Below are 24509 nucleotides of genomic sequence, written 5' to 3'. Positions count from 1 at the left end.
CGTCACCGCCGGGGCCTTTTCTCGTGCGAGGCAGTTCGGACGCCCGATCAGCCGCGCTTCTTGCCGAGGCCGATGGCTTCCAGCGCGTCCTCGATCTCCGGCAGGATGTCGGGGTCGTCGATGGTCGGCGGCACCTTGACGTCCTGGTTGTCGGCCATCTTCTGCATGGTGCCGCGCAGGATCTTGCCCGAGCGCGTCTTCGGCAGGCGCTTGACCACCACGGCCTGCTTGAAGGCGGCCACCGGGCCGATCTCGTCGCGCACCAGCTTGACCAGTTCCTTGACGATGTCGGCGTCGTCGCGATCGACGCCCGCCTTCAGGCACACGAAGCCGAGCGGCGTCTGGCCCTTCAGGTCGTCGGCGACGCCGATGACGGCGCATTCCGCCACGTCCGGGTGCTGCGCCAGGACTTCTTCCATGGCGCCGGTGGACAGGCGGTGGCCGGCGACGTTGATGACGTCGTCGGTGCGGGTCATGACGTAGACGTAGCCGTCGTCGTCCACGAAGCCGGCGTCACCGGTCTTGTAGTAGCCCGGGTATTCAGTCAGGTAGGCGTCACGGTAGCGCTGCTCGGCGTTCCACAGGGTCGGCAGCGTGCCCGGAGGCAGCGGCAGCTTGCACACCAGCGCGCCGATCTGGGTCGGCGCCACCGGCTGGTGGTCTTCGCCCAGCACCTGCACGTTCCAGCCCGGCATGGCCTTGGTCGGCGAGCCGTGCTTGACCGGGAACAGCTCGATGCCCTTGGGGTTGCCGCAGATGGCCCAGCCCGTTTCCGTCTGCCACCAGTGGTCGATGACCGGCACGTTCAGCATCTGCTCGGCCCACTTGAGCGTCTCCGGGTCGGAACGCTCGCCGGCCAGGAACAGGGCGGTCAGGCTCTTGGTCGAGTACTTCTTCAGGAACTCGCCGTTGGGGTCCTCGCGGCGGATGGCGCGGAAGGCCGTCGGGGCGGTGAACAGCACCTTCACGTCGTGCTCTTCGATGACGCGCCAGAAGGTGCCGGCGTCCGGCGTGCCGACGGGCTTGCCCTCGAACACCACCGTCGTGCAGCCGTGCAGCAGCGGGCCGTAGACGATGTAGGAGTGGCCGACCACCCAGCCCACGTCCGACGCCGCCCAGAACACGTCGCCCGGCTGCACGTCGTAGAGCGCCGCCATGGTGTACTTCAGCGCCACGGCATGGCCGCCGTTGTCGCGCACGACGCCCTTCGGCTGGCCCGTGGTGCCGGAGGTGTAGAGGATGTAGAGCGGATCGGTCGCGGCCACCGGCACGCAGGCGGCCGGGGCGGCATCGGCCACCAGCGCGGCCCAGTCGTAGTCGCGGCCCGCCTGCAGCTCGGCCTGGCACTGCGGACGCTGGTAGACCACCACCGTTTCCGGCTTGTGCTCGGCGACGCGGATGGCCTCGTCCACCATGGGCTTGTAGGCGACGGTGCGGTTGGGCTCGAGGCCGCAGGAGGCGGCGATGATCGCCTTCGGCTTGGCGTCGTTGATGCGGGTCGCCAGCTCGTGCGCCGCGAAGCCGCCGAACACCACCGAATGCACGGCGCCGAGGCGCGCGCAGGCCAGCATGGCGACGACGCTTTCCGGGATCATCGGCATGTAGAGGATGACGCGGTCGCCCTTGCCGACGCCCTTGGCGGCCAGCGCACCGGCGAAGCGACTCACTTCGTCCAGCAGCTCGGCGTAGGTGATGGTGCGCTTGGTGCCGGTGATCGGGCTGTCGTAGATGACGGCGGTCTGGGCGCCGCGGCCGGCCTCGACGTGACGGTCGACGGCGTTGTAGCACGTGTTCAGCTCGCCGCCCGTGAACCAGCGGTAGAGCGGCGCATTGCTGTCGTCGAGCACCTTGGTGGCCGGCTTGGTCCAGGTGATCTCCTTGGCGGCATCCCCCCAGAAACCTTCCGGATCGTTCAGCGAGCGCTCGTGAGCGGCTTGATACGGACTGGTCATGACCTGACGTCGTTCCTTTGTTTGGTGTCTTCTGCCTTTCTCGGGCCGGCACCGGGACGCCGGCCGCACCGGAAGACCCTCCGATGTGTGCGGGCGAGTTTGCATCAATCGTTGCGCCGAGGAAAGGGCGCTTATGCATAAATGTTCGCGCCGAAGGCCGTAAGGTTCAAGAAAATGTCCCTTGGTCCGACAATCGGATACCTGTCGCCGTCTGTCGGACAAACGAAAAGGCCTCGCCGTCCATGCGGTCGAGGCCTTGCTCGTTTCGGTGCCGCAGCCCGACTCTTCGGGCGGTCATCGGCAACCTTGGCGCTTTGCGCTATGAGACGAAACGGCGTGGCCGCATCGTTGGCAAGTCAGTGCTGATTTTCTACTGGACCTCTTGGTTCCCTCGGCGTCGTCCGCGCGGCGTCAATGACGCGACATGCGGGCGAGTTCGTCCTTTATCTTCAGCTTCTGTCTCTTGATGATGGCTACCATGGAAGTATCGGGGATCGGTCGCCGAAATTCCTCCTGCAACTGCGCTTCCAGAGAAGCATGCTTGGTGGAGAGAGCGTCGATCCGAGCATCATAGCCCATGGCAAACCTCCGTCTTACCGATATGGTACGCCGAGAATGGTACGCCATTCCGAAGCCGGATTCCAGGCAATCCGTTAAGCTACTGTGACCGTATGACTTTCGCTTTATTACCCATACGCCCCACTGGGACACAGCTTCATGAACAACCCGACCCGACCCCGCGTAATAGTCGGAATAACCGGCGCCTCCGGCATCATCTACGGTATCCGGATGCTGGAAATCCTTCGCCGGCTGGACGTCGAGACCCATCTGGTCATGTCCGACGCCGCCGAAGTGACGCTCGCCCACGAGTCGGACCTGAAGGTCGCCCAAGTGCGGGCGCTGGCCGACGTCTACCACCGCCACGGTGACCTGGCGGCGGCGCCGTCGTCGGGGTCGTTCCGCACCCTCGGCATGGTGATCGCGCCGTGTTCCGTACGCACCCTGTCGGAGATCGCCGCCGGCACGGGCGCGAACCTCATCACGCGGGCGGCCGACGTGACGCTGAAGGAGCGCCGCCGCCTCGTGCTCATGGTGCGGGAAACGCCGCTGCACCTCGGCCACATCCGGGCCATGGCGGCGGTGACGGAAATGGGCGCCATCGTGGCGCCGCCGGTGCCGGCCTTCTACACGCGGCCGCAGACGCTGGACGACATCGTCGATCATGCGGTCGGCCGCACGCTCGATCTGTTCGGGCTGGATGCCGGGGTGGTGAAGCGCTGGGGCGGCGACGGCTGACGCCGCCGCCCGCAGCGAAGGTGCTTCGTCAGATGGTTTCCGGGCCGGCGGCGTCGGCGTCGCGGGTGACGACCGCGGGGCCGCAGCATTCCGCCGGGCTTTCCAGATCCTCGCCGAACTCGCCGCAATAGATGCCGAGGCCGCGCGCCGTGTGCACCAGGGCGCCGTGCGGGTCGAGCGCGCGGGCGCCGATGGTGACGTTGTCGAGCGGCACGTCGATGACGCTGCGGTCGCGCCACGCCACCATGCGGCCGAAGCGGCGCTGCGCCACGAGGTCCACCGCATGCACGCCGAAAGCCGAGGCCAGCAGGCGGTCGTGCATGGAGGGGATGCCGCCGCGCTGCACGTGGCCGAGAATGGTGACGCGCGTCTCCGCCCCGGTCAGCGCCGCGATCTGCTCCGTCAGGTAGTGGCCGATGCCGCCGTAGCGCGTCTGGCCGCCCGAGTAGGAGACGCTCGGCGTCGAGCCCTCGGCGGTCTTGCAGCCCTCGGCGACCACCACCAGGGCGTGGCTGCGGCCTTCGCCGTGCAGCACTTCCTTGATCTTGTCGGCCACGCCTTCCAGCGTATAGGGCACTTCCGGCACCAGGATCACGTCGGCGCCGCCGGCGATGCCGGCATTGAGCGCGATGTGGCCGGCGTCGCGGCCCATCACTTCCAGGATCATGACGCGGTGGTGGCTGGCCGCCGTCGGCTGCAGGCGGTCGAGCGCCTCGGTCACCACGTTGGCGGCGGTCGAGAAGCCGACGGAGGTGTCGGTGCAGTGGACGTCGTTGTCGATGGTCTTCGGCACGCCGACCATGCCGATGTTGCCGGTGGCGCACAGCTTGGAGACGATGCGCATGCTGCCGTCGCCGCCGATCACCACCAGGGCGTCGAGGCCGAGCAGCTTCACCCCTTCCACGAAATCGGGCGAGCGGTCGCGCTTGCTGCCGTCGGGCATGGGGAAGTTGAAGGGGTCGCCCTTGTTGGTCGTGCCCAACATGGTGCCGCCTTCGCGCAGGTGGTTGCCGTTGAAGAAGTGTAGATCCAGCATGCGGTACTGCAGCGGCCGGTTCATCAGCCCCATGGTGCCGTCGACGATGCCGAACACCTCCCACCCGTAGGTGCGGATGGCGCGATAGGCCACGGCGCGGATGACGGCGTTCAGGCCGGCGCAGTCGCCGCCGCTGGTGAGCACGCCGATGCGCTTGATGGGCTTGGTCATGTCAGCACTCTCTCCCCTGGTGGCCGCGATACTGCATACCTTTTTAGGCCGGCATCTGGTAGTGTCAAAGGCGTTAAATCTATCCAGGCCAGAGCATTATGATCGACGACGAGACCCAGCGTCTGCAACTCCGCCTCACCGAATTGAAGCAGGAACATCGCGACCTGGACGACGTGATCGCGCGTTTGCTGGAGCGGGCGCCGTTCGATCAATTGCAGATGCAGCGCCTGAAGAAGAAGAAGCTGAACCTCAAGGACGAGATCGCCTACATCGAGGGACGGCTGCACCCCGATATCATCGCCTGAGACCACCGTCCGGTTGCACGATCGGCGTCACGCGGCCCGCCCGTCGTCCGATCCTTCGCGCAGGCGGGCGTCGGCCAGGGCGAGCGCATGCGCCACGCTCATGTCGCCGCGCAGGCGCAGCAGCGACCACCGCAGGCGCAGCGGCAGGGCGACGTCGAGGTGACGCGGCGGCCAGGCGACGGCCGCTTCCGCCAGTTGGGCCGCCTTGTCGCGCAGCGCCGCCTCGTCGGCCAGGGTCAGCACGACGCCGAGCCCCGCCCCGCCGGTCGCCCCCACCACGTCGGACTGGCGCACGTGCGTCAGCAGGGTTTCCGCCACGTGGCGCAGGGCGGTTTCCGCCGCCTCCATGCCGCGGTCGGCGTGCAGAGCCTCGAAGTTCTCCAGGTAGAAGGTCGCCAGCACCGGCGGGGGCGTCGCCGGATCGTCGCCCGTCCGCTGGATGAGCAGCGCCAGTTCCCGCTCGAAGGCACGGCGGTTGAGCACCGGCAGCACCGGGTCGCGGTCGGCCAGCCCCTCCAGATAGGCCTGGCGGCCTTCGCTCTGCTCCAGGGCCCAGCGCAGGCGGTCGATCTCGCCGACCATGTCCTCCAGGGCGTGGCGCACCGACTCCGTCAGCTCGCGCGGCGGAATGCCGTGGAAGGAGAGCGTGTCGTGCGGCTCCGGCATCGGCGTCGAGCCATAGGCGCTGACGGCCCGCTGGAAGGCGCGCTTGCGGTTCTGCTGCTGCGGATTGCCGCCGCCGTTCCAGCCGACCGCCATGGAGGGCGGGGGACGGTTGATGTCGGCCATGGTCGAGCGCCCTCCGATGTTCCCGCATAGTCTAACACTTCCGGAAGTAAGGGCGCATCCGGCGACTTCCAGCGCGCGCCCGCGTCCGCGCCCTTGCAGGGGCGGCGGCGGTGCCTATAATCCCCGTCTTTCCGCGACGGACCCCGAGCGAAGGAGCACACCATGGACGTCGGCATCATCATGGGCAGCCAGTCGGACTGGGAGACCATGCGCCATGCCGTGGACGTGCTCACCGAACTGGGTGTGGCCCACGAGGTGAAGATCGTCTCGGCCCACCGCACGCCGCAGCGCCTGGTGGACTACGCCACCACCGCCCGCGACCGCGGCCTCAAGGTCATCATCGCCGGGGCCGGCGGCGCCGCCCACCTGCCCGGCATGGCGGCCAGCATGACGCCGCTGCCGGTGTTTGGCGTGCCGGTGCAGTCCAAGGCGCTCAACGGCATGGACAGCCTGCTGTCCATCGTGCAGATGCCGGCCGGCGTGCCGGTCGGCACCCTCGCCATCGGCCGCGCCGGCGCCGTCAACGCCGGCCTGCTGGCGGCCTCGGTCATCGCCCTGACCAATGCCGAGGTGGCGCAGAAGCTGGATGCCTACCGCGCCCGCCAGACCGCCGCCGTCGCCGACGCCCCCGTCGACGAGACCTGAGAGCCCGCCATGACCACGCCCGCCCCGGCTTCCGCGTCCAAGCTCCTGCCGCCCGGCAGCACCATCGGCATCCTCGGCGGCGGCCAGCTGGGCCGCATGACGGCGCTCGCCGCCGCCCAGCTCGGCTATCACGTCCACGTCTACTGCCAGAGCCCCGACGAGCCGGCCGCCCAGGTCGCCCGCGCCACCACCTGCGCCGGCTTCGACGACGAGGCGGCGCTGGCGGCCTTCGCCGCCGTCGTCGACGTGGTGACCTACGAGTTCGAGAACATCCCCCTCGCCCCGGTGCGCTTCCTGGCCGACCGCGTGCCCGTGCGGCCCGGCGCCCACATCCTGGAAACGGGGCAGGACCGCCTGCGCGAGAAGGCTTTCTTCAACGGCATCGGCATCGCCCCCGCGCCCTGGCGGGCGGTGCACTCTCTGGCCGACCTGGAGGCCGCCGTCGCCGACCTCGGCCGCCCGTCGGTGCTGAAGACCGCCCGCATGGGCTACGACGGCAAGGGCCAGGTGAAGATCGAGGCCGCCACCGACTTGGCCGAAGCCTGGGCGTCGCTGAAGACCGACGCCGCCGTACTGGAAGGCTTCATCGATTTCGAGCGCGAGATCAGCGTCATCGTCGCCCGCGGGCTGGACGGTCACGTGGCGCCCTTCGACCCGGTGGAGAACATCCACGTCCACCACATCCTCGACACCACCATCGCGCCGGCCCCCATCACCGGCCCGCGCGGCCGCAAGACCCTGGAAGACGCCGTCGCCGTGGCCCGCAAGGCGGCGGAAGCGCTCGAACTCGTGGGCATCCTGGCGGTCGAGATGTTCGTCGGCCGCGACGGCCATGTGCTGGTCAACGAGATGGCGCCGCGGCCCCACAACTCCGGCCACTGGACCATGGACGCCTGCCTCACCGGCCAGTTCGAGCAGCTGGTGCGCGCCGTCACCGGCCTGCCGCTCGGCAGCCCGCGGCGGCGCTGCGACTGCCGCATGAAGAACCTCATCGGCGCCGACATCGAGCTGTGGCGCACCGCCGTCACCGACCCGACCGCCCACATCCACCTCTACGGCAAGGCGGAGACGCGGGCGGGCCGCAAGATGGGTCACATCAACTACCTGCTGCCGCTGTCGGACGATGGACATCACGGGTGACGCCGTCGCCGAGCCCAAGCCCGGCCGCGCCCTGAAGTCGGCGCGCCTGCTGCTGCGCCCGCTGCGGGTGGACGACCTGGCGGAGATGCAGCGCTACGCCGTCGACCCGGCCTTCTGGCGCTGGCTGCCGCTGCCGCCGCTGACGGCAGGCTCGGTCGCCGCCTTCCACGCCGCCAAGATGGCCGAGGCCGACGCCCCCGACCGCTGGCTGTGGGCCATCGAGCCGCTGGACCTGCACCGCATCTGCGGCACCATCGAACTGCGCACCCAGGACGCCGCCAACCGCGCCGCCGACATGGGCTGGGGCCTCGACGCCGCCCAGCAGGGCAAGGGCTACATGACGGAAGCCGCCTCCCTGGTCCTGCGCTTCGCCCTCGGGGATGCCGGCTTCGAGCGCGTCTGGGCCGTGGCGGCGGTGGAGAACGAGGCCTCGTGGCGGGTGATGGAGCGCATCGGCATGCGCCGCGAAGGCACCCTCCGCCACCACGCCGACGTCCGCGGCGTGTGGCGCGACGACCACCTCTATGCGGCGGTGCGCGGGGACGCGCTGCCGGCAAGGCCTTGAACGGTCAGTGAAATTTTCATGGCCTGGCTCGACCCGGCCATCCACGACGCCACCGGCGGCGGGCATCTCGCACCGTCCTCCACGGTCACCGTCCGGGAAGCCGTGGATGCGCGGGTCGAGCCCGCGCATGACAAACTGTTGAAAAGACAGAAGAAATTGTCATGGCCGGGCTTGACCCGGCCATCCACGGCGCCTCCGGCGGCGGCCATCCGGCACCGTCCTACACGGCCGCCGTCCGGGGAGCCGTGGATGCGCGGGTCGAACCCGCGCATGACAAGTGGTTGATTTTCCAGCCTAAAATGTCATGGCCGGGCTCGACCCGGCCATCCACGACGCCACCGGCGGCGGGCATCTCGCACCGTCCTCCACGGTCACCGTCCGGGAAGCCGTGGATGCGCGGGTCGAGCCCGCGCATGACAAACTGTTGAAAAGACAGAAGAAATTGTCATGGCCGGGCTTGACCCGGCCATCCACGGCGCCCCCGGCGGCTACCGTGGCGCACCGTCCTCCACGGCCGCCGTCCGGGGCGCCGCCGAAGGGCGGGTCGAGCCCGCGCATGACACTACGGGAAGGAGCGGCGGGCCGTTCCGCCGACAGCCCCCTCCCCCTCACGGCCACGCCGACCGCACCGCCCCCAGCACCCGCGACAGTGGCAGGTAGACGGCGTCCGGCAGGGCGCGGCCCGCCTTCAACTGGCCGGCGATCTCCGGCGGCACCAGGATCTCGAAGCAGTCTCGCTGCAGCCCGCGCACGATCTCCCGCGCCGCCCGCTCGGGCGTGATGGCGAAGGGCACGGGGGACCGGGCGCCCTCGCTCAGCGGCGTGCGCACGAACCACGGGTTGATGACCGACAGCCGGATGCCGTCGCGCCGCAGGTCGCCGTGGAGGCTCTCGCACAGGGCGATGAGGGCGGCCTTGCTCGGGCTGTAGGCGGCGAAGCCGGGAAAGCCGCGGTAGCCCGCCACCGAGGCCGTGACGCCGATTCGCCCATGCCGCCGCTCGCGCAGCACCGGCAGCACGGCGTCCAGGCAGTTGGCCGTGCCCTGGTAGTTGACCGCCATCACCCTCGCGGCCGTCTCGGCGGAGTAGTCGGCGCCGCCCATGGGCGCGTCGGTGCCGGCGACGAAGAGCGCCAAGTCGACGGGCCCGACTCCGGCCTCGATGCGGCGGACGGTGGTGCGGCAGGCGTCCAGGTCCGTCACGTCCAGCGGATAGGTGGCGATGCTGCCGCCCAGGCGCTCGGCCTCCAGCGCCAATTCCGCCAGCTTGGCTTCGGAGCGGGCGCTGGCGGCGACGCGCACGCCTTGGGCCGCGAGCCGCAGGGCGGTGGCGCGGCCGATGCCGGAACTGGCTCCGGTGACCCAGGCGGTGGCGAACATGGCGGCTCCTCCGGCGCAGGCGGGCGATGCCCTACCTACGCGCGGCGGCGCCGGGCGGATGTGTGCCGCCGTCCCTCAGAGGCTCTTGAAGCGCGGCCGCGGCGCCCGGGGCAGGCGCGGCACCAGGCGCAGCGGGTTCGGCAGCCGGTCGAGCGTCTTGCGCACCCGCGCCGACATGGCCGGCAGGGCGCCGACGGCGCGGAACTGGCGGTCGAGGAAGTCCCAGGTGTCCTCGAAGTCGTCCGACTTGTCCTCGAACCAGTAGAGCAGCGTGGCCGAATAGACCGGCGCCAGCGTCGCCCGCTTGGTGTACCAGGAGAAATCGGCCGAATGGTCGCCGGCGCAGCGCCACATGGCGTCCACCGTGCGCGCCGTCATGCGCAGGTTGGCGCCGGCGTACTGCGGCAGGGCGAGCATGGCGACGGCGCGGCGGATCGATTCGCGGTCGCCAGCCCAGCGCTGCAGGCGCAGCTGGATGGCCCGCTTCAGGCGCGCCGGCATGTGCAGGCCGGTGAGGTCGTCGGCCTCCATGTCGGCCGTCATCTGGCGGTCGGCGAAGTCGGAGAAATGCTCCAGCGCCTCCACGACTCCGCCAGGGAACAGGCGATCGGCCGCACCGGCGCCCAGCCCCTCGTCGTCGCAGGCGTGGCGCAGGGTCTTCATGCTCCAGCCGTCGAAGGGCACGTGGATGAGCGCCCGCTGCACGACACGGTCGCGGGAGTCGGTCAGGTCGGCGATGTCCATGGCTGCTCGGTCCTTCTCGTGCATCGGCTGGTCACTCGGGCACCGGGTCGGCGGGCGGGACGGGAGCATCGTCGTCGCCCTCGCCCACCGGCGTGGCGGTGCCGTGCTTCATCTCGTCCACGAAGCCGAAGGTCGTCAAGTCGCGCATGCGCCGCGGATAGAGCATGCCGTCGAGATGGTCGCATTCGTGCTGCACGACGCGGGCATGGAAGCCGCTCGCCTCGCGGTCGATCTCGCCGCCCGAGGGGGTGACGCCGCGATAGCGGATGCGCGTCCAGCGCGGCACCAGGCCGGTCATGCCGGGCACCGACAGGCAGCCCTCCCAGCCGTCGGCGGTGTCGTCGGCCAGCGGCTCGATCACCGGGTTGATGAGGCAGGTGAGCGGCACCGGCCGCGAGTCCTCGTTGCGGGCGGCGGGGACGTAGAAGATCACGATGCGCAGCGGCACGTGCACCTGCGGCGCCGCCAGCCCGACGCCGCCGGCGTCGGCCATGGTCTCTTCCATGTCGCGCACGAGGCGGGCGATTTCGGGATCGGTGGGGTCGGGAACCTCGGCGGCGCGATGGCGCAGGACCGGGTGCCCCATTTTTGCGATTTTCAGAATGGCCATGGCTGTACTATGCTCGCCTCAGCGCTGTCCGTAAACAGGGCCCTCGCCCTCCGCGGACCCACCAAGATAATGCCCACGCCCCCTTCACAGATCGGTGCGGCGGTGTTATTATTCGCGCCCTTCGGTCAGGACAACCGAGTTTGCGGCTGGCAGCCGCCTTTTCGTGCTGCCGGTGCGCGGAAACAGGATTTTGGAAAGGAGATGGGGTTCCGTGCAGGTTCTCGTTCGTGACAACAATGTCGATCAGGCTCTGAAGGCGCTCAAGAAGAAGATGCAGCGCGAGGGCATCTTCCGTGAGATGAAGCTCCGCCGTTCCTTCGAGAAGCCCTCGGAGAAGAAGGCGCGCGAGAAGGCGGAAGCCGTCCGCCGCGCTCGCAAGCTGGAGCGCAAGCGCCTCGAGCGCGAGGGCTTCTAAGCACCTGCCTGCCTGCTTGCGGCCCTGGCGCCTTCGGGCGCCGGCCGACTGCATCGCATACATCTCCGTCCGATCTGGCGCGCCTGGGGTTTCCCTGGCGCGTCGTCGGCGTATGGGCGGGTGTGTCGGTCGTCGCCGCGGACGGTCGGGTCGCGCCCGGCCATGACAGTATTCTCAATGAAATCAGAGACTTGTCATGCGCGGGTTCGCCCCGCGCATCCACGCCCCCCCCTGACGACGGCCGTGGAGACCGCAGCCCGATGCCCACCGCCGGTGACGCCGTGGATGGCCGGATCAAGTCCGGCCATGACAAATTTCTCAATAACACCAGACATTTGTCATGCGCGGGCTTGACCCGCGCATCCACGGCTCCCCTGACGGCGGCCGTGGAGGATGCGGCCCTATGCCGACGGCCGGTGACGCCGTGGATGGCCGGGTCGAGCCCGGCCATGACACTTTCTGGCGGCGCATCAACTTCTTGCGGCATGGCCAGCCACCGGAGCCACGCCAGCCCCTCCCTCACACCAGCGAGAACGGCCGGTCGTGGGTCAGGGACGGCACCTTGCCGCGGGCCTTGTCCACCGCCGCCGTGTCCAGGTCGGCATAGATCAGCCCCGGCGACTCGCCGGCGTCGGCCACCACTTCGCCCCACGGCGCGACGATCAGCGCATGCCCCCAGGTCTGGCGCCCGGTGTGTTCGCCCGTCTGGGCCGGGGCGAGGACCCAGCAGCCGGTCTCGATGGCGCGCGCCCGCAGCAGCACCTCCCAGTGGGCGGCGCCGGTCGGGCGGGTGAAGGCGGAAGGCACCGTCAGGAACTGCGCGCCGTTCTTCGCGAGCGTCCGGTAGAGGTGCGGGAAACGCAGGTCGTAGCAGATGGACAGGCCGAGCCCGCCCCACGGAGTCGCCACCACCACCGCCTGCCCGCCCGGCTGGAAGGTCGCCGACTCGCGGTAGACCTCGCCGCCGCCCAGGTCGACGTCGAACATGTGGATCTTGTCGTAGCGCCCGACGATGGCGCCCGAGGGGCCGAGCACGTAGGTGCGGTTCGCCACCTTGCCGTTGGCGAGCGCCACGGCGATGGATCCGCAGTGCAGCCACACCCCCGTCTCCACCGCCAGATCGCGGAAGGCGGCGAGCGCCGGATGGTCGGGTTCGGGCCGCGCCGCCGCCAGGACGTTGTCGCGCCCCCATTCCATGAGGCTGACGTTCTCCGGCATGAGCACCAGGTCGGCGCCGCCGGCCCTGGCCTCGCGCACCAGGGCGCAGGCGGTGTCGATGTTGGCCGCCATGTCGCGGCCGGCGTTCACCTGCAGGCAGGCGGCGCGGACGGTGGTCATGGTCGCCCTCTCACTGCGCCAGCATGGAGTCGAGGCCGCCCTTGCGGTCGAGCGCGTAGAGGTCGTCGCAGCCGCCGACGTGGGTGCCGTCGATGAAGATCTGCGGCACCGTGTGGCGGCCGGCGCGCTCTTCCATCTCGCGGCGGCGATCGGGGTGCATCATCACGTCGATCTCCTTGAACTCCGCCCCCTTGCTGGTCAGCAGCTGCTTGGCGCGGGAGCAGAACGGGCAGAACGGGGAACTGTAGATCTCGATGGTCGCCATGCGGGACCTCCTGTCCAAAGGGTGAGGCATGCCTGTCTTACGCCTAGTATAGCGAGTCGGTCTCCGCCGCGTCGTGCAGCGGGTCGAGAACCACCCGGGCGAGACACACCACGTCCACCGCCGCCGCCCCCGCCCGCCGCAGGGTGCGGGCGCATTCGCCGACGGTGGCGCCGGTGGTGAGCACGTCGTCCACCAGCAGCACCCGCCGCCCCTGGATGCGCGCCGCATCGACCACGGCGAAGGCCGCCCGCACGTTGCGCGCCCTGCCCTGCCGGCCGAGCCCTTCCTGCGGCGGGGTGCGGCGGGCGCGGGTCAGCAAGTCGGGGACGAAGCGGCCCGGCGCGCCGCTCTGGCGGTCGATGGCGCGGGCGAGCAGCGCCGCCTGGTTGTAGCGCCGCTTCAGCAGGCGCAGGCGGTGCAGCGGCACCGGCGCTATGACGTCGGCCGCCGTCACCAGCTCGCGGCCGGCGCGGATCATCCAGCGGGCGAAGGCCGGCGCGCAATCAGTGCGGTCGGCGTGCTTGAAGCGCAGCACCAGGTCGCGGGCGCCGTCGTCGTAGCGCATGACCGCCCGCGCCCGGTCGAAGGGCGGCGGCTCGGCGACGCAGACGGCGCAGACCGCGCCTTCCTCCATGGGCAGCTCGAAGGGGTCGCCGCAGCGGGCGCATTGCGGCGGGCCGAGGAAGGTGACGCGGGCGAAGCAGTCCGGGCACAGCGCGCCGGGCTCGCCGACGATGGTCCCGCATGCGAGGCAGCGCGGCGGCAGCAGAACGTCGAGGAGTGATCGGGCGAGGCGGTGCATGGAGCGGGCGCGGCGAGAGGAACCGCCGCAGTGTAGCGCCGCGCTCAGGCCTCCGCCACGCGCAACCGCGCCGCGCGCTCCACCCGCAGGGACACGCCCCACAGCAGCAGGCCGGTCCCGGCGAGGCCGGCGCCGACCCAGCCGGTGGAGGTCCAGCCCCAACCGGCGGCGATGGCCAGCCCGCCGAGCCAAGGGCCGAGGGCATTGGCGACGTTGAAGGCGCTGTGGTTGAGGGCGGCGGCGAGCATCTGAGCGTCGCCCGCCACGTCCATGAGGCGCGTCTGCAGCACGGTGCCGAGGCCGCCGCCGCCGCCGATGAGGAAGACGCACAGGCTCACCAGCCAGATGTCGCCCGCCACCAGCGGGAACAGCAGCAGCGAGCCGGCGCTCCACACCAGGATGCCGCCCGCCGCCGGCATCAGGGCGCGGTCGGCGGCCCAGGCGGCGACCAGGTTGCCGAGGGTCATGCCGACGCCGAACACGGCCAGCACCACCGGCACCATGCCGGGGCCGACGCCGGTGACCTCCAGCAGGGTGGTCGCGAGGTAGGTATAGACGCAGAACAGGCCGCCGAAGCCGATGGCGCCGATGCCCAGCGTCAGCCACACCTGCCCACGGGCGAGCGCCCCCAGCTCGCGCCGGGCGCTGACGCCGGCGATGCGGCCGCCGCGCGGGGCGAAGGCGACCAGCAGCGCCACCGTCGTCAGCGCCAGCAGCGCCACCAGCCCGAAGCCCCAGCGCCAGCCGAGCCCCTGCCCGATCCAGCTGGCGAGCGGCACGCCGGCGATGGTGGCGACGGTCAGGCCGAGCATCACCCGCGCCACCGCCTGCGCCCGCTTGCCCGCCGGCACCAGCGACGCCGCCACCAGGGCGGCGACGCCGAAGTAGGCGCCGTGCGGCAGGCCGGCGAGGAAGCGGAAGGCGATCATCCATCCGTAGGACGGCGCCATGGCGCTCAGGGCGTTGCCGAGGGCGAAGACCGCCATCAGGCCGATGAGCAGCGTGCGCCGCCCGACCTTCGCGCCCAGCACTGCGATCACCGGCGCCCCCACCACCACACCGAGGGCATAGACGCTGATGACGTGCCCCGCCGTCGGCTCGTCGATGCCGAGCCCGGCCGAGAAGTACGGCAGCAGGCTCATGGCGGCGAACTCGGCCGTGCCGATGGCGAAACCGCCCATGGCGAGCGCCAGCAGGACGAGCCCGGCGCGGGCGGGCGGAGGAGCGGAGGACGACATCACGGGGAACCCTGACGGAAACGGGGCCGGCCCGTATGGCACCGATGCCGCCGCAGGGCCAGGGCCACTTGCCGCCCGAGCCGCGCGCTGGCTGCAATGCAGCATCCCGGCGAGACGATCCGGCGGGCGCTCCGCCCTTGCCAGCGGCGCGGCGAGGTGCCATCTAACGGCGCATGTCAGACCTGATGCAGATCTTCGACCGCACCACGGTGCGGCGTCATCGCGACCGGGCCGCAGCGCGGCTCGGCGACTACGACTTCCTGTTCCGCGAGTCGGCGTCCCGCATCGCCGACCGGCTGGAGGACGTGGCGCGCGACTTCCCGCTCGTCGCCGACCTCGGCTGCCACGGCGGCGAGCTGGCCGACGCCATCCAGGGCCGGCGCGGTGTCGAAACGGTCATCCGCGCCGACCTGTCGCCCGCCATGGCGCGCCGTGCCGGCGGCCTCGCCGTCGCCGCCGACGAGGAATTCCTGCCCTTCGCCGAGGGCGCCTTCGACGCCATCGTCACCAACCTGTCGCTGCATTGGGTGAACGACCTGCCGGGCGCACTCATCCAGATCCGCCGGGCGCTGAAGCCCGACGGGCTGTTCCTCGGCGCCATGCTGGGCGGCGAAACGCTGTACGAGCTGCGCCACTGCCTGACCCAGGCCGAGGTGCAGGTGGAAGGCGGCCTGAGCCCGCGCGTGTCGCCCTTCACCGACAGCCGCGACCTGGGCGCCCTGTTGCAGCGCGCCGGCTTCGCCCTGCCGGTGGTCGACAGCGACATCATCACCGTGCGCTACGAGAACCCCATGCGGCTGCTCGATGACCTGCGCGGCATGGGCGAAAGCAACGCCGTCGCCGAACGCCGCAAGGGCTTCACCCGCCGCGAGACGCTGCTGACGGCGCTGGAGCGCTACGTCGCCGAGCACCGCGACCCCGAGGACGGCCGCGTGCCGGCCAGCTTCCAGGTGCTCTACATGCACGCCTGGGCGCCGCACGACAGCCAGCAGAAGCCGCTGCGTCCCGGCAGCGCCGCCCACCGCCTCGCCGACGCGCTGAAGGCGGAGGAATTCAAGGTCGACGGCGAGCCGCGCCGCAACTAGGGTATCCGTCATGCTGTTCAAGACTCCCCTCGTCCGCGGCACGCTCATCAAGCGCTACAAGCGGTTTCTGGCCGACGTCACGCTCGACGACGGCACGGTCGTCACGGCCCATACGGCCAATTCCGGCAGCATGATGGGCTGCTGCGAGCCGGGCTCGGAGGTGTGGCTGTCGCCGGCCGACAACCCCGAGCGCAAGCTCAAGTGGACGTGGGAACTGATCCGCGTCGGCGCCGGGCTGGTCGGCATCAACACCAGCTGGCCCAACGCCCTGGTGGCCGAGGCCTGCGCCGAGGGCCTGATCCCCGAGGTCGCCGGCTACGACACCGTGCGGCGCGAGGTGAAGTACGGCAAGAACAGCCGCATCGACGTGCTGCTGGAAAAGGCCGACGGCAGCCGCTGCTACGTCGAGGTGAAGAACGTGACGCTGGCCCGCGACGGCCACGCCGAATTCCCCGACGCCGTCACCACCCGCGGTGCCAAGCACCTGGTGGAGATGACCGACATGGTGGCCGAGGGCCATCGCGCCGTCATGGTCTACCTGGTGCAGCGCGAGGACTGCGAGGCCTTCCGCGTCGCCGCCGACATCGACCCGGCCTACCGCGACGCCCTGGCGCTCGCCATGTCCAAGGGCGTGGAAGCCGTGTGCTGGGCCTGCCGCGTGACGCCCGAGGGCATCACCGTCGCCCGGCCGCTGCCGCTGCGCCTCGACGCACCGCTCGCCGTCGCCTGAGACCCGAAGAACAAGATCAAACGGAAGAGAATGATGGAAACCGCTCGCCGCCGCCCCTCCTCCTTCGAGCTGCACGGTCCCGAGGACTTCGCCGCCATGCGCAAGGCCGGCCGCGTCGCCGCCGAGATGCTGGACTTCATCACGCCCTACGTGACGCCGGGCGTGACCACCGGCGAACTCGACGACCTGCTGGCGAAGAAGGCCGAGGACTACGGCGTCACCCACGGCCCCATGGGCTACCGCGGCTTTCCGAAGCACATCTGCACCTCGGTCAACCACGTGGTCTGCCACGGCATTCCCGGCGACAAGAAGCTGAACGACGGCGACATCGTGAACATCGACGTCACCCCCATCGTCGACGGCTGGTACGGCGATTCGAGCCGCACCTACTTCGTCGGCAAGCCGAGCGTGAAGGCCCGCAAGCTGGTGGAAGTGACCTACGAATGCCTGATGCGCGGCATCGAGGTGGTGCGCCCCGGCGCGACGCTCGGCGACATCGGCCACGCCATCGAGACCCACGCCAAGGCGCACGGCTTCTCGGTGGTGGCCGACTTCTGCGGCCACGGCATCGGCCAGACCTTCCACACCCAGCCCAACGTCATGCACTTCGGCGAGGCGGGTGAAGGCGAGGTTATCGAGGAAGGCATGTTCTTCACCATCGAGCCGATGATCAACGCCGGCAAGGCCGCCACCAAGATCCTGCCCGACGGCTGGACGGCGGTGACCCGCGACCGCTCGCTTTCGGCGCAGTTCGAGCATACCATCGGCGTCACCGCCGACGGCTGCGAGATCTTCACCCTCTCGCCCAAGGGCTGGCACTGCCCGCCCTACGAAGGCGCCTGATCGGCCTGCGGGGCGGCCGGCTGAGACTTGCCAGAGCCGCGATTTCATGGCCTTGATTAGGAGAGCCAACATCGCGGACGGCGGCGGCACAATAGGAGGCGGCGGGCATGGCTGACAACGGGGCGAAAGGTCGGGAATACCGGCAGACCCGTTTCGGGTTCGTCTCCGGCCTTCTCGGCGGCCTCGCGGCCTTTGCGGACATATCGACCGTCCCGCCCCGTCCCCGCCGCTACCCCGACAGCGCGCGGCGAACGGATTGGGAGCGCGTGGGACGCGACCTTTTCGCCGCCATGACGGCCGTGCGGTCCTCCCGCCTCGACGTTGGACCCCGGCAGTGAGCGAAGCCACTGCAGAATCCGCCGGAGAGTCGTCGACGGGAGCACCCGCATCCGCCGACGCAGCGGGAGCGGAGATCGAACGCCTTCTGCGAGCCCTCCCGCCGGACGAAGCGAATGAGCTTCGAACTGCCATCGTGCAGTCCGGTTCCTTCCGTGGCCCCCTGCCCCCACCGGCCCTGTTCGCCCATTACGACGACGTTCTCCCCGGCGCAGCCGACCGCATCCTCCGCATGGCGGAAGCGGAACAGGCCCATCGCATTTGGTGGGAGCGCCGCGACATGACCACCGCCAGCGCGACGGCGGTCGGCGGCATGGCGCTGGGGTTCGTCGCGCTCCTGTCTCTGATCGGCGGCGCGACCTACTCGATCGCCATAGGCTCGGAAGTTGGCGCCGGCCTCTTCCTCGGCGTCGGCGTGATCGGGGTGATCGGCCGTTTCCTGTCGCACCGCTGGAACCACGGCGGCGACGGCGGGCGGACCTGAGGCCGGCATCGCGGGAGGGGGAGATGGCGGACGAGGATCTGGATCTGTTCGAGCCGGCGCCGGGCACCCCGGCCGGCGGGCTCGCCGAGGCGGTGGAGCGGGCGCCCTCGCCGCATCATGCCGGGCATCGCGACCGCCTGCGCGAACGCTTCCTGCGCGGCGGGACCGAGGCGGTGCAGGATTACGAGCTGCTCGAACTGCTGTTGTTCGCGGCCATCCCGCGGCGTGACGTGAAGCCCATCGCCAAGGCGCTGCTGAAGAAGTTCGGCTCCGTCGCCGGCGTGGTCACCGCCAAGCCCGAGGAGCTGAAGCAGGTGGACGGCATCAAGGACGCCGCCGCCACCGCTCTGAAGGCCGCCGAGGCAGTCGCCGTCCGCATGCTGCGCGACCAGGTGATGAACCGGCCCGTCATCAGTTCGTGGGACGCCCTCATCGACTACTGCACCGCCAGCCTCGCCTACCGCGACGTGGAGCAGTTCCGCATTCTCTTCCTCGACCGCCGCAACCACCTCATCGCCGACGAGATGCAGCAGAAGGGCACCGTCGACCACACGCCGGTCTACCCGCGCGAGGTGGTCAAGCGGGCGCTGGAACTGCAGGCCTGCGCCATCATCATGGTCCACAATCACCCGAGCGGCGACCCGACGCCGAGCCAGGCCGACATCGCCATGACCCGCACGGTGCGCGACGTTTCGGAACCCCTCGGCATCGTGCTGCACGACCATGTGGTGGTGGGGCGCGGCTCCTATACCTCCATGCGCGCGCAGGGGTTCATCTGACGCGCCATTATCCCGTTCTTCCACAAGGGTTTGACCAAAGCGTCATCAGCCTGTAGGAAGAACTGCTGCCTTTGGGCGTAACGGGTACGCCGAAAGGCCGGGGGAAAGGTCGATGTACGACGCCTACAACACCATCGTGCAGCTGGTCGAACGGCTGCACCGGCACTTCCTCGACGTGCTGCGGGCCGAGCTGCGCCGCATGGGCGTGAACGACATCAACGCCGTGCAGGCCCTCCTCCTCTCCAACATCGGCGACGACGACGTGGTGATCCGCGACCTCAAGGATCGCGGCTACTATCACGGCTCCAACGTCAGCTACAACATCAAGAAGCTGACCGAATTCGGCTACATCGAGCAGGAGCGCGCCGAGCACGACCGCCGCGCCGTGCAGTTGAAGCTGACGGACAAGGGCATGGAACTGTGCCTCGCCATCCGCGCCCTGCAGCAGCGCCTGGCGGAAAACCTGAACGTCAACGGCGGCGCCGAGGAAGCCGAGATGAAGCAGGCGGAAACGGTGCTGCAGAAGCTGGAACGCACCTGGACCGACTTCATCCGCTACGGCGCCCGCTGAGGCCGCCGCCGGCCCTCGCCTACGGCTTTTCCGTCACCACGATGGTGCGGGCGTAAAGCTCGCCGAACTGCGAATCCGCCACCACGATCTGCGTCTCGCCCGGCGCCTCGGCGAAGATGAACAGCATGTCCGGCGGCTCGACGCCCACCGACACGATGCCGGGGAAGGTGGTGATGGTGGTCGACGGCACCTCGCCGAGGCGCACGATCTCCATCTCGCCGACCTGCATCTCGAGCACCGGCAGGGGCTCCAGCGTCGGGTCGCGGGGGGCGGCCGGGGCGGGATCGGGGATCGGCACGATGGGCGTGGTGAAGGGGTCGCCGCGATCGGGCGCGGCCTTCTGTTCGGCCAGCGCCGGCAGCGCCGCCACCAGCAGCGCCACAGCCGTCATCCCCGCAGCGTACCGCATGATCCCCCCTTCTACCGCCACACCTCGACGCTACCGCAGCTGCGAAGGCGGTGCAAGTTCTGGTCCCGCGCGGCCGAATGCCCTATAACGCCGGGCATCCCGAGTCCTTTCGTCCACCACGCGAGACCGACCGCCATGATTCCCCGCTATTCGCGCCCGCAGATGGCCGCCATCTGGGATCCCGAGAACAAGTTCCGCATCTGGTTCGAGATCGAGGCGCACGCCTGCGACGCCCAGGCCGAGCTGGGGGTCATTCCGAAGGAAGCCGCCAAGGCGGTGTGGGAGCGCGGCCAGTTCGAGGTCGCCCGCATCGACGCCATCGAGGCCGAGGTCAAGCACGACGTCATCGCCTTCCTGACCAACCTGGCGGAATACGTCGGCGACGAAGCGCGCTTCGTTCACCAGGGCATGACCAGCTCCGACGTTCTCGACACCTGCCTGAACGTGCAGCTGGTGCAGGCCGCCGACATCCTGCTGGCCGACATCGACGCCCTGCTGGCGGCGCTGGAGACGCGCGCCTTCGAGCACAAGATGACGGTGTGCATGGGCCGCAGCCACGGCATCCACGCCGAGCCGGTCACCATGGGCCTCAAGTTCGCGAGCTTCCACGCCGAGTTCCAGCGCAACCGCGAGCGCCTGCTGGCCGCCCGCAAGGAAGTGGCCACCTGCGCCATTTCCGGCGCCGTCGGCACCTTCGCCAACATCGACCCGCATGTGGAAGAGCACGTCGCTGCCAAGATGGGCCTGGAAGTCGAGCCGATTTCCACCCAGGTCATCCCGCGCGACCGCCACGCCATGTATTTCTCGGTGCTCGGCGTCATCGCCAGCTCCATCGAGCGTCTGGCCGTGGAAATCCGCCACCTGCAGCGCACCGAAGTGCGCGAGGCCGAGGAGTTCTTCTCCAAGGGCCAGAAGGGCAGCTCGGCCATGCCGCACAAGCGCAACCCGGTGCTGACCGAGAACCTGACCGGCCTTGCCCGCATGGTGCGCGCCTACGCCCTGCCGGCCATGGAAAACGTCGCCCTGTGGCACGAGCGCGACATCAGCCATTCGTCGGTGGAGCGCTACATCGGCCCCGACGCCACCGTCACCCTCGACTTCGCCCTGGCGCGGCTGACCAACGTGGTCGCCAACCTGGTGATCTACCCCGAGAACGTCGAGAAGAACCTCAACCAGATGGGCGGGCTGGTGTTCAGCCAGCGCGTCCTGCTGGCGCTGACCCAGAAGGGCTGCAGCCGCGAGGACAGCTACCGCATCGTCCAGCGCAACGCCATGGAGGTGTGGGGCGGCAAGGGCGACCTGCTCTCCAACCTGAAGCAGGACGCCGACGTCACCGCCAAGCTGTCGGACGCGGAGCTGGAGGAGATCTTCGACCTCGGCTACCACACCAAGCACGTCGACACGATCTTCAAGCGCGTCTTCGGCCGCGCGTGAGGACGACGGGGCGGCCTTCCGGGGCCGCCCCGTTCTTCTTTGGTCACCCCCGCCCGAGCAACTCCCGCACCGGGTAGTCGAGCCGGCGCTTGACCGGCTTGGTGACGATGTAGGTGAAGTAGCGGTCCACCCCCACCTCGGCATCCAGCAGCGCGTCGATGACTGCCTGGTAGTGGGCGATGTCGGTCGCCACCACCTTCAGCATGTAGTCGACCCCGCCGCCGATGGCGTAGCACTCGAGGATTTCCGGCACCTCCTGCACGTGCGCCTCGAAGCGCTGGAAATCGCTGCTGCGGTGGGTCTTCAGCGTCACCTCCACGAACACGAAACTCGCCCGCACCAGCTTGGCGAGGTCGAGGTCGGCGTGGTAGCCGGAAACGAAGCCCGCCTGCTCCAGCCGCCGCATGCGCTCGAAACAGGCGCTGGGCGACAGGGCGACACGCTCGGCCAGCTTCAGCTTGGTGATGCGGCCGTCCTCCTGCAGGGCGCAGAGGATCTTGAGGTCGAGGGCGTCGAGCTTCATGCGTCGTCGAGGTCCACCGCCAGCACCGCCAGGCAATCGCCGCGGCGGATGAGTCCGCGGGCGTGGCGGCAATAGAACAGCCCGTCGCGCGCCGCCCGATATTCCGCCGGCCGGCCGCCGCTCTCCTCCACCGGGTGGATGCGGGCGATGACTTGCCCTTCCCGCACCAGGACGCCCAGGTCGACCAGCGGCTCGAACAGGCCGGCGTGGCGGCTCTGGACGAAGCAGGCGGCGTCGGGCGTATGCATGAGGCGCGACGGTTCCGGGATGTCCGGCGCGCCCTCCACGACGCCGAAGTGGCGCAGCATGTTGGCGACGCCGCGATCGGCCACCGCCACCGTCTCCGCCGTCGCCAGGCCCTTGCCGCCCAGTTCGGTGGAGACGAAGACCTTGCCGGCCTGCTCCACCGTGGTATCGAGCATGCCGGCGCTGTCCAGTTCCGTCAGCACGAGGCCGAGCGGTGCGCCGAAGGCCTTCAGGGCGGCGCGCGTGCGACGGTTCTGCTCGGGATCCGGCAGGTCGTGGACCACCGCCGAGGGCACGAAGTCGAGCGTCTTGCCGCCGGCGTGGATGTCGACCACCGCGTCGGCGCGGGCCACCAGGTCCTCCGTCACGAAGGCGCAGATCATGGCCGAGACACCGCCGCGCCGGTCGCCGGGGAAGGCGCGGTTCATGTTGACGCCGTCCACCGGCGACACCCGGCTGCCCGCCAGCACCGCCGGCAGATTCATCGCCGGCACGACGATCACCCGCCCCGCCACCTGCGCCGGATCGAGCGAGGCGGCCAGCTTCATGAGGGCGATGGGGCCTTCGTACTCGTCGCCGTGATTGCCGCCGGTGAACAGCAGCGTCGGCCCCGGCCCCGCCGTGCCGACCACCACCGTCAACGGCACCAGCACCGATCCCCAGGCCGAGTCGTCGCGGCTCCACGGCACGGTGAGGTAGCCGTGGCGGCGCCCCGGCGCATCCAGGTCGATGTCGAGGGAGACGCGCGGCGGCGGCTCGGACGGGTGGCGCAGGGGTTCGGCCATGGGACCTCCGATGGGGTGCGAGACGGCGGCCGATTGATCTGGTCCATTGGCACCTACTGACGTAGGATGGGATCAATCGCCTTGTTGATGAGGCTACAGGAAGAAATTGCACCCCCACAAGGGACGGAATGATCCATGACACCCTGGCGCCCCAGCCTGGAGGGCCACCGCGGTCCGACGTACCTCGCCCTCGCCAATGCCATCGCCGACGCCATCGAAAGCGGCGCCCTCACCCCCGGCGCCCGCCTGCCGCCGCGCCGCGACCTGGCGCACGACCTCGGCATCAGCGTCAACACCGTCTCCAGCGCCTATGTGGAAGCGGAACGGCGCGGCCACGTGGTCGGCGAGGTCGGGCGCGGCACCTTCGTGCGCCGGCGGTCGGAGGAAACCTTCACCGGCGGGCATCCGGAAGGGCACATCGACCTGTCCATCTGCCGCCCCTGCGTGCTGCACGACCAGATCCCCAAACTGCGCGAGGCGCTGCGCACCGCCGCCGACGATCCCGACCTCGCCGCCATGCTGTGGTGCCGGCCGCTCATCGGCCTGCCGCCGCACCGGCTGGCGGCGGCGCGCTGGCTCTATAAGATGGGCATGCCGGCCGACCCCGCCGACATCGTCATCACCAACGGCTGCGCCCACGGCATGCTGGTGGCGCTGTCGACCATCGTCGAGCCCGACGACGTGGTGGTGACCGACGCCCTGACCGACCACGGGCTCATCTCCTTGGCGAGCTTCCTGCACTTCAACCTGCGCCCGCTGGCCAGCGACCGTGACGGACTGATGCCCGACGCGGTGGAGGCCGCCGTGCGCAAGGGCGGCGTGAAGGCGCTGGTGACCACGCCCAACCTCAACAATCCCACCTCCAGCCTCATGCCGGCCGAAAGGCGGGAAAAGATCGCCGCCATCTGCCGCCAGTACGGCGTCGCCATCGTCGAAGACGACGTGTTCGGTGCCCTGGTGGAAGACCGGCCGCCGCCGCTGTCCTCTTTCCATCCCGACGACAGCTATTACGTCACCAGTTTCACCAAGGTCTCGGTCTCGGGCCTGCGCGTCGGTTTCCTTGTCGGTCCGCCGAAAAACACGCAGCGCCTGGCCGCGCGGGTGCGTACCACGAGTTGGATGGCAACGCCTCTGGTCGCCGATATCGCCGCCCGTTGGATCGAGGACGGCACCATGGACGAGATCGTCGCCGGACAGCGCCGCGAACTGGCGGCCCGCCAGGCCCTGGTGGACCACTACCTGGCGGACTTCGACACCATCAGCCATCCCACCGGACCGAACGTGTGGATCAACCTTCCCGGCGACTGGCGGGCCGACGGCCTGGTGCGCCAGTTGCAGGCCCAGGGCGTCCTGGTTACGGCGTCGGAACCCTTCGTGGTCGGCCGTTCCGCCGGTCCCCACGCGGTGCGCCTGTCCGTCGGCGGCGCCGAGACCCGCGCCGACCTGGAGCGGGCGCTCGAGCTGGTGCGCGGCGACCTGTCGCAGCGCCCGGAGCCGGCGCTCATCGACGTGTAGCGGCTACATTGGATGGTTTCAATTTCGCAATTGACATGATCCGGTAACCTCTGGCTAAGGTCGGTCCAGGACTCACGCA

General features: G+C 69.8%; 29 protein-coding genes. 15 read left to right on the top strand and 14 right to left on the bottom strand.

The genetic code is table 11. The annotated features are described in order from the left end of the window. Window positions 1-47 precede the first annotated feature (47 nt). Together CRP50_RS02795 and CRP50_RS02790 are read right to left on the bottom strand one after the other, a co-directional pair. Window positions 48-2057 carry a propionyl-CoA synthetase gene (locus tag CRP50_RS02795; protein WP_097277444.1) on the bottom strand — a complete coding sequence of 670 codons (2010 nt, stop codon included), beginning with the start codon at window positions 2055-2057 and terminating at the stop codon, window positions 48-50. 306 nt (window positions 2058-2363) lie between these two features. Beyond that, window positions 2364-2531, bottom strand: a complete 168-nt coding sequence (locus tag CRP50_RS02790) for a YdcH family protein (protein ID WP_097277443.1) — start codon at window positions 2529-2531, stop codon at window positions 2364-2366. Window positions 2532-2669: 138 nt separating this feature from the next. Here CRP50_RS02790 and CRP50_RS02785 point away from each other — a divergent pair, with 138 nt between their 5' ends. Continuing rightward, window positions 2670-3248 carry a UbiX family flavin prenyltransferase gene (locus CRP50_RS02785; protein WP_097277442.1) on the top strand — a complete coding sequence of 193 codons (579 nt, stop codon included), beginning with the start codon at window positions 2670-2672 and terminating at the stop codon, window positions 3246-3248. A gap of 28 nt (window positions 3249-3276) precedes the next feature. Here the strand turns inward: CRP50_RS02785 and CRP50_RS02780 are convergent, their stop codons facing one another. Further along, complete coding sequence (locus CRP50_RS02780) at window positions 3277-4455, bottom strand: ATP-dependent 6-phosphofructokinase (protein WP_245913338.1); 1179 nt, start codon at window positions 4453-4455, stop codon at window positions 3277-3279. Window positions 4456-4553: 98 nt separating this feature from the next. Between CRP50_RS02780 and CRP50_RS02775 the strand changes: the two genes are divergently transcribed. Further along, window positions 4554-4760: a YdcH family protein gene (locus CRP50_RS02775; RefSeq protein ID WP_097277441.1), complete on the top strand. Its 207-nt coding sequence runs from the start codon at window positions 4554-4556 to the stop codon at window positions 4758-4760. A 27-nt stretch (window positions 4761-4787) separates the two neighbouring features. Here the strand turns inward: CRP50_RS02775 and CRP50_RS02770 are convergent, their stop codons facing one another. Then, a complete protein-coding gene (locus CRP50_RS02770; RefSeq protein ID WP_097277440.1) occupies window positions 4788-5549 on the bottom strand; it encodes a GGDEF domain-containing protein in 762 nt (253 codons plus the stop codon). Window positions 5550-5711: 162 nt separating this feature from the next. Here CRP50_RS02770 and purE point away from each other — a divergent pair, with 162 nt between their 5' ends. From purE to CRP50_RS02755, 3 genes are read left to right on the top strand one after another with little or no spacing between them, the layout of a single operon-like run. After that, window positions 5712-6194: a 5-(carboxyamino)imidazole ribonucleotide mutase gene (gene purE, locus CRP50_RS02765; RefSeq protein ID WP_097277439.1), complete on the top strand. Its 483-nt coding sequence runs from the start codon at window positions 5712-5714 to the stop codon at window positions 6192-6194. 9 nt (window positions 6195-6203) lie between these two features. After that, window positions 6204-7334, top strand: coding sequence for a 5-(carboxyamino)imidazole ribonucleotide synthase (locus CRP50_RS02760; protein ID WP_097277438.1), 1131 nt, complete (start codon window positions 6204-6206; stop codon window positions 7332-7334). Beyond that, on the top strand, window positions 7318-7899 hold the full coding sequence (locus tag CRP50_RS02755; RefSeq protein WP_097277437.1) for a GNAT family N-acetyltransferase: 582 nt from the start codon (window positions 7318-7320) through the stop codon (window positions 7897-7899). Before CRP50_RS02760 ends, CRP50_RS02755 begins: the two co-directional genes overlap by 17 nt. Window positions 7900-8507: 608 nt before the next feature. Here CRP50_RS02755 and CRP50_RS02750 read toward each other — a convergent pair. The 3 genes from CRP50_RS02750 to def all read right to left on the bottom strand — a co-directional run bounded on the left by CRP50_RS02750 (window position 8508) and on the right by def (window position 10632). Then, window positions 8508-9278 carry an SDR family NAD(P)-dependent oxidoreductase gene (locus CRP50_RS02750; RefSeq protein WP_097277436.1) on the bottom strand — a complete coding sequence of 257 codons (771 nt, stop codon included), beginning with the start codon at window positions 9276-9278 and terminating at the stop codon, window positions 8508-8510. A 75-nt stretch (window positions 9279-9353) separates the two neighbouring features. Continuing rightward, window positions 9354-10022, bottom strand: a complete 669-nt coding sequence (locus tag CRP50_RS02745; protein WP_097277435.1) for a COQ9 family protein — start codon at window positions 10020-10022, stop codon at window positions 9354-9356. Window positions 10023-10053: 31 nt separating this feature from the next. Beyond that, on the bottom strand, window positions 10054-10632 hold the full coding sequence (def, locus tag CRP50_RS02740) for a peptide deformylase (protein WP_097277434.1): 579 nt from the start codon (window positions 10630-10632) through the stop codon (window positions 10054-10056). Window positions 10633-10843: 211 nt separating this feature from the next. Between def and rpsU the strand changes: the two genes are divergently transcribed. Continuing rightward, the gene (gene rpsU / locus CRP50_RS02735) at window positions 10844-11047 is read left to right on the top strand and encodes a 30S ribosomal protein S21 (RefSeq protein ID WP_009542764.1); all 204 of its coding nucleotides are present in this window, start codon (window positions 10844-10846) and stop codon (window positions 11045-11047) included. A 519-nt stretch (window positions 11048-11566) separates the two neighbouring features. Here rpsU and CRP50_RS02730 read toward each other — a convergent pair. Genes CRP50_RS02730 through CRP50_RS02715 form a run of 4 tightly spaced genes read right to left on the bottom strand, consistent with a single transcriptional unit; the run spans window position 11567 to window position 14690 of the window. Then, complete coding sequence (locus tag CRP50_RS02730; RefSeq protein WP_097277433.1) at window positions 11567-12385, bottom strand: carbon-nitrogen hydrolase family protein; 819 nt, start codon at window positions 12383-12385, stop codon at window positions 11567-11569. Between the two features lie 10 nt (window positions 12386-12395). Next, a complete protein-coding gene (gene grxC, locus CRP50_RS02725) occupies window positions 12396-12650 on the bottom strand; it encodes a glutaredoxin 3 (RefSeq protein ID WP_097277432.1) in 255 nt (84 codons plus the stop codon). Window positions 12651-12693: 43 nt separating this feature from the next. After that, a complete protein-coding gene (locus tag CRP50_RS02720; protein WP_097277431.1) occupies window positions 12694-13452 on the bottom strand; it encodes a ComF family protein in 759 nt (252 codons plus the stop codon). Between the two features lie 44 nt (window positions 13453-13496). After that, window positions 13497-14690, bottom strand: coding sequence for an MFS transporter (locus tag CRP50_RS02715; RefSeq protein ID WP_097277430.1), 1194 nt, complete (start codon window positions 14688-14690; stop codon window positions 13497-13499). A 173-nt stretch (window positions 14691-14863) separates the two neighbouring features. Between CRP50_RS02715 and CRP50_RS02710 the strand changes: the two genes are divergently transcribed. The 7 genes from CRP50_RS02710 (at window position 14864) to CRP50_RS02685 (ending at window position 19518) form a co-directional block, all read left to right on the top strand. After that, entirely contained in the window at window positions 14864-15775 is a 912-nt protein-coding gene (locus tag CRP50_RS02710) for a methyltransferase domain-containing protein (RefSeq protein WP_097277429.1), read from the top strand. 10 nt (window positions 15776-15785) lie between these two features. Then, window positions 15786-16505: a DNA/RNA nuclease SfsA gene (gene sfsA, locus CRP50_RS02705; RefSeq protein WP_097277428.1), complete on the top strand. Its 720-nt coding sequence runs from the start codon at window positions 15786-15788 to the stop codon at window positions 16503-16505. Window positions 16506-16535: 30 nt separating this feature from the next. Next, a complete protein-coding gene (gene map / locus CRP50_RS02700) occupies window positions 16536-17348 on the top strand; it encodes a type I methionyl aminopeptidase (protein WP_097277427.1) in 813 nt (270 codons plus the stop codon). Window positions 17349-17455: 107 nt separating this feature from the next. Further along, window positions 17456-17686 carry a hypothetical protein gene (locus CRP50_RS25440; protein WP_176524995.1) on the top strand — a complete coding sequence of 77 codons (231 nt, stop codon included), beginning with the start codon at window positions 17456-17458 and terminating at the stop codon, window positions 17684-17686. Continuing rightward, window positions 17683-18168, top strand: coding sequence for a DUF2335 domain-containing protein (locus CRP50_RS02695; protein WP_176524994.1), 486 nt, complete (start codon window positions 17683-17685; stop codon window positions 18166-18168). Before CRP50_RS25440 ends, CRP50_RS02695 begins: the two co-directional genes overlap by 4 nt. A 23-nt stretch (window positions 18169-18191) precedes the next feature. Continuing rightward, window positions 18192-18947: a RadC family protein gene (radC, locus tag CRP50_RS02690; protein WP_097277425.1), complete on the top strand. Its 756-nt coding sequence runs from the start codon at window positions 18192-18194 to the stop codon at window positions 18945-18947. 112 nt (window positions 18948-19059) lie between these two features. Next, window positions 19060-19518, top strand: a complete 459-nt coding sequence (locus CRP50_RS02685) for a MarR family winged helix-turn-helix transcriptional regulator (protein ID WP_097277424.1) — start codon at window positions 19060-19062, stop codon at window positions 19516-19518. 19 nt (window positions 19519-19537) lie between these two features. On the opposite strand, the gene CRP50_RS02680 is transcribed toward CRP50_RS02685, so the two are convergent. Continuing rightward, entirely contained in the window at window positions 19538-19927 is a 390-nt protein-coding gene (locus CRP50_RS02680; RefSeq protein ID WP_097277423.1) for a pilus assembly protein N-terminal domain-containing protein, read from the bottom strand. Between the two features lie 135 nt (window positions 19928-20062). On the opposite strand from CRP50_RS02680, the gene purB reads away from it, so the two are divergent. Beyond that, window positions 20063-21361, top strand: a complete 1299-nt coding sequence (gene purB / locus CRP50_RS02675) for an adenylosuccinate lyase (RefSeq protein ID WP_097277422.1) — start codon at window positions 20063-20065, stop codon at window positions 21359-21361. A gap of 43 nt (window positions 21362-21404) precedes the next feature. Here the strand turns inward: purB and CRP50_RS02670 are convergent, their stop codons facing one another. Continuing rightward, window positions 21405-21884: an Lrp/AsnC family transcriptional regulator gene (locus CRP50_RS02670; protein WP_097277421.1), complete on the bottom strand. Its 480-nt coding sequence runs from the start codon at window positions 21882-21884 to the stop codon at window positions 21405-21407. Beyond that, on the bottom strand, window positions 21881-22915 hold the full coding sequence (doeB, locus tag CRP50_RS02665) for a N(2)-acetyl-L-2,4-diaminobutanoate deacetylase DoeB (RefSeq protein WP_097277420.1): 1035 nt from the start codon (window positions 22913-22915) through the stop codon (window positions 21881-21883). The genes CRP50_RS02670 and doeB overlap by 4 nt, the downstream gene beginning before the upstream one ends. Before the next feature lie 135 nt (window positions 22916-23050). Between doeB and CRP50_RS02660 the strand changes: the two genes are divergently transcribed. Further along, window positions 23051-24430 carry a PLP-dependent aminotransferase family protein gene (locus CRP50_RS02660; RefSeq protein ID WP_097277419.1) on the top strand — a complete coding sequence of 460 codons (1380 nt, stop codon included), beginning with the start codon at window positions 23051-23053 and terminating at the stop codon, window positions 24428-24430. The last annotated feature ends 79 nt before the right edge of the window (window positions 24431-24509 follow it).

The organism is Caenispirillum bisanense, assembly GCF_900230255.1.
Lineage (GTDB): Bacteria > Pseudomonadota > Alphaproteobacteria > Rhodospirillales > Rhodospirillaceae > Caenispirillum > Caenispirillum bisanense_A.
Note: the sequence above shows the minus strand (reverse complement) of the source record. Positions and strands in the feature narration are given on the sequence as shown.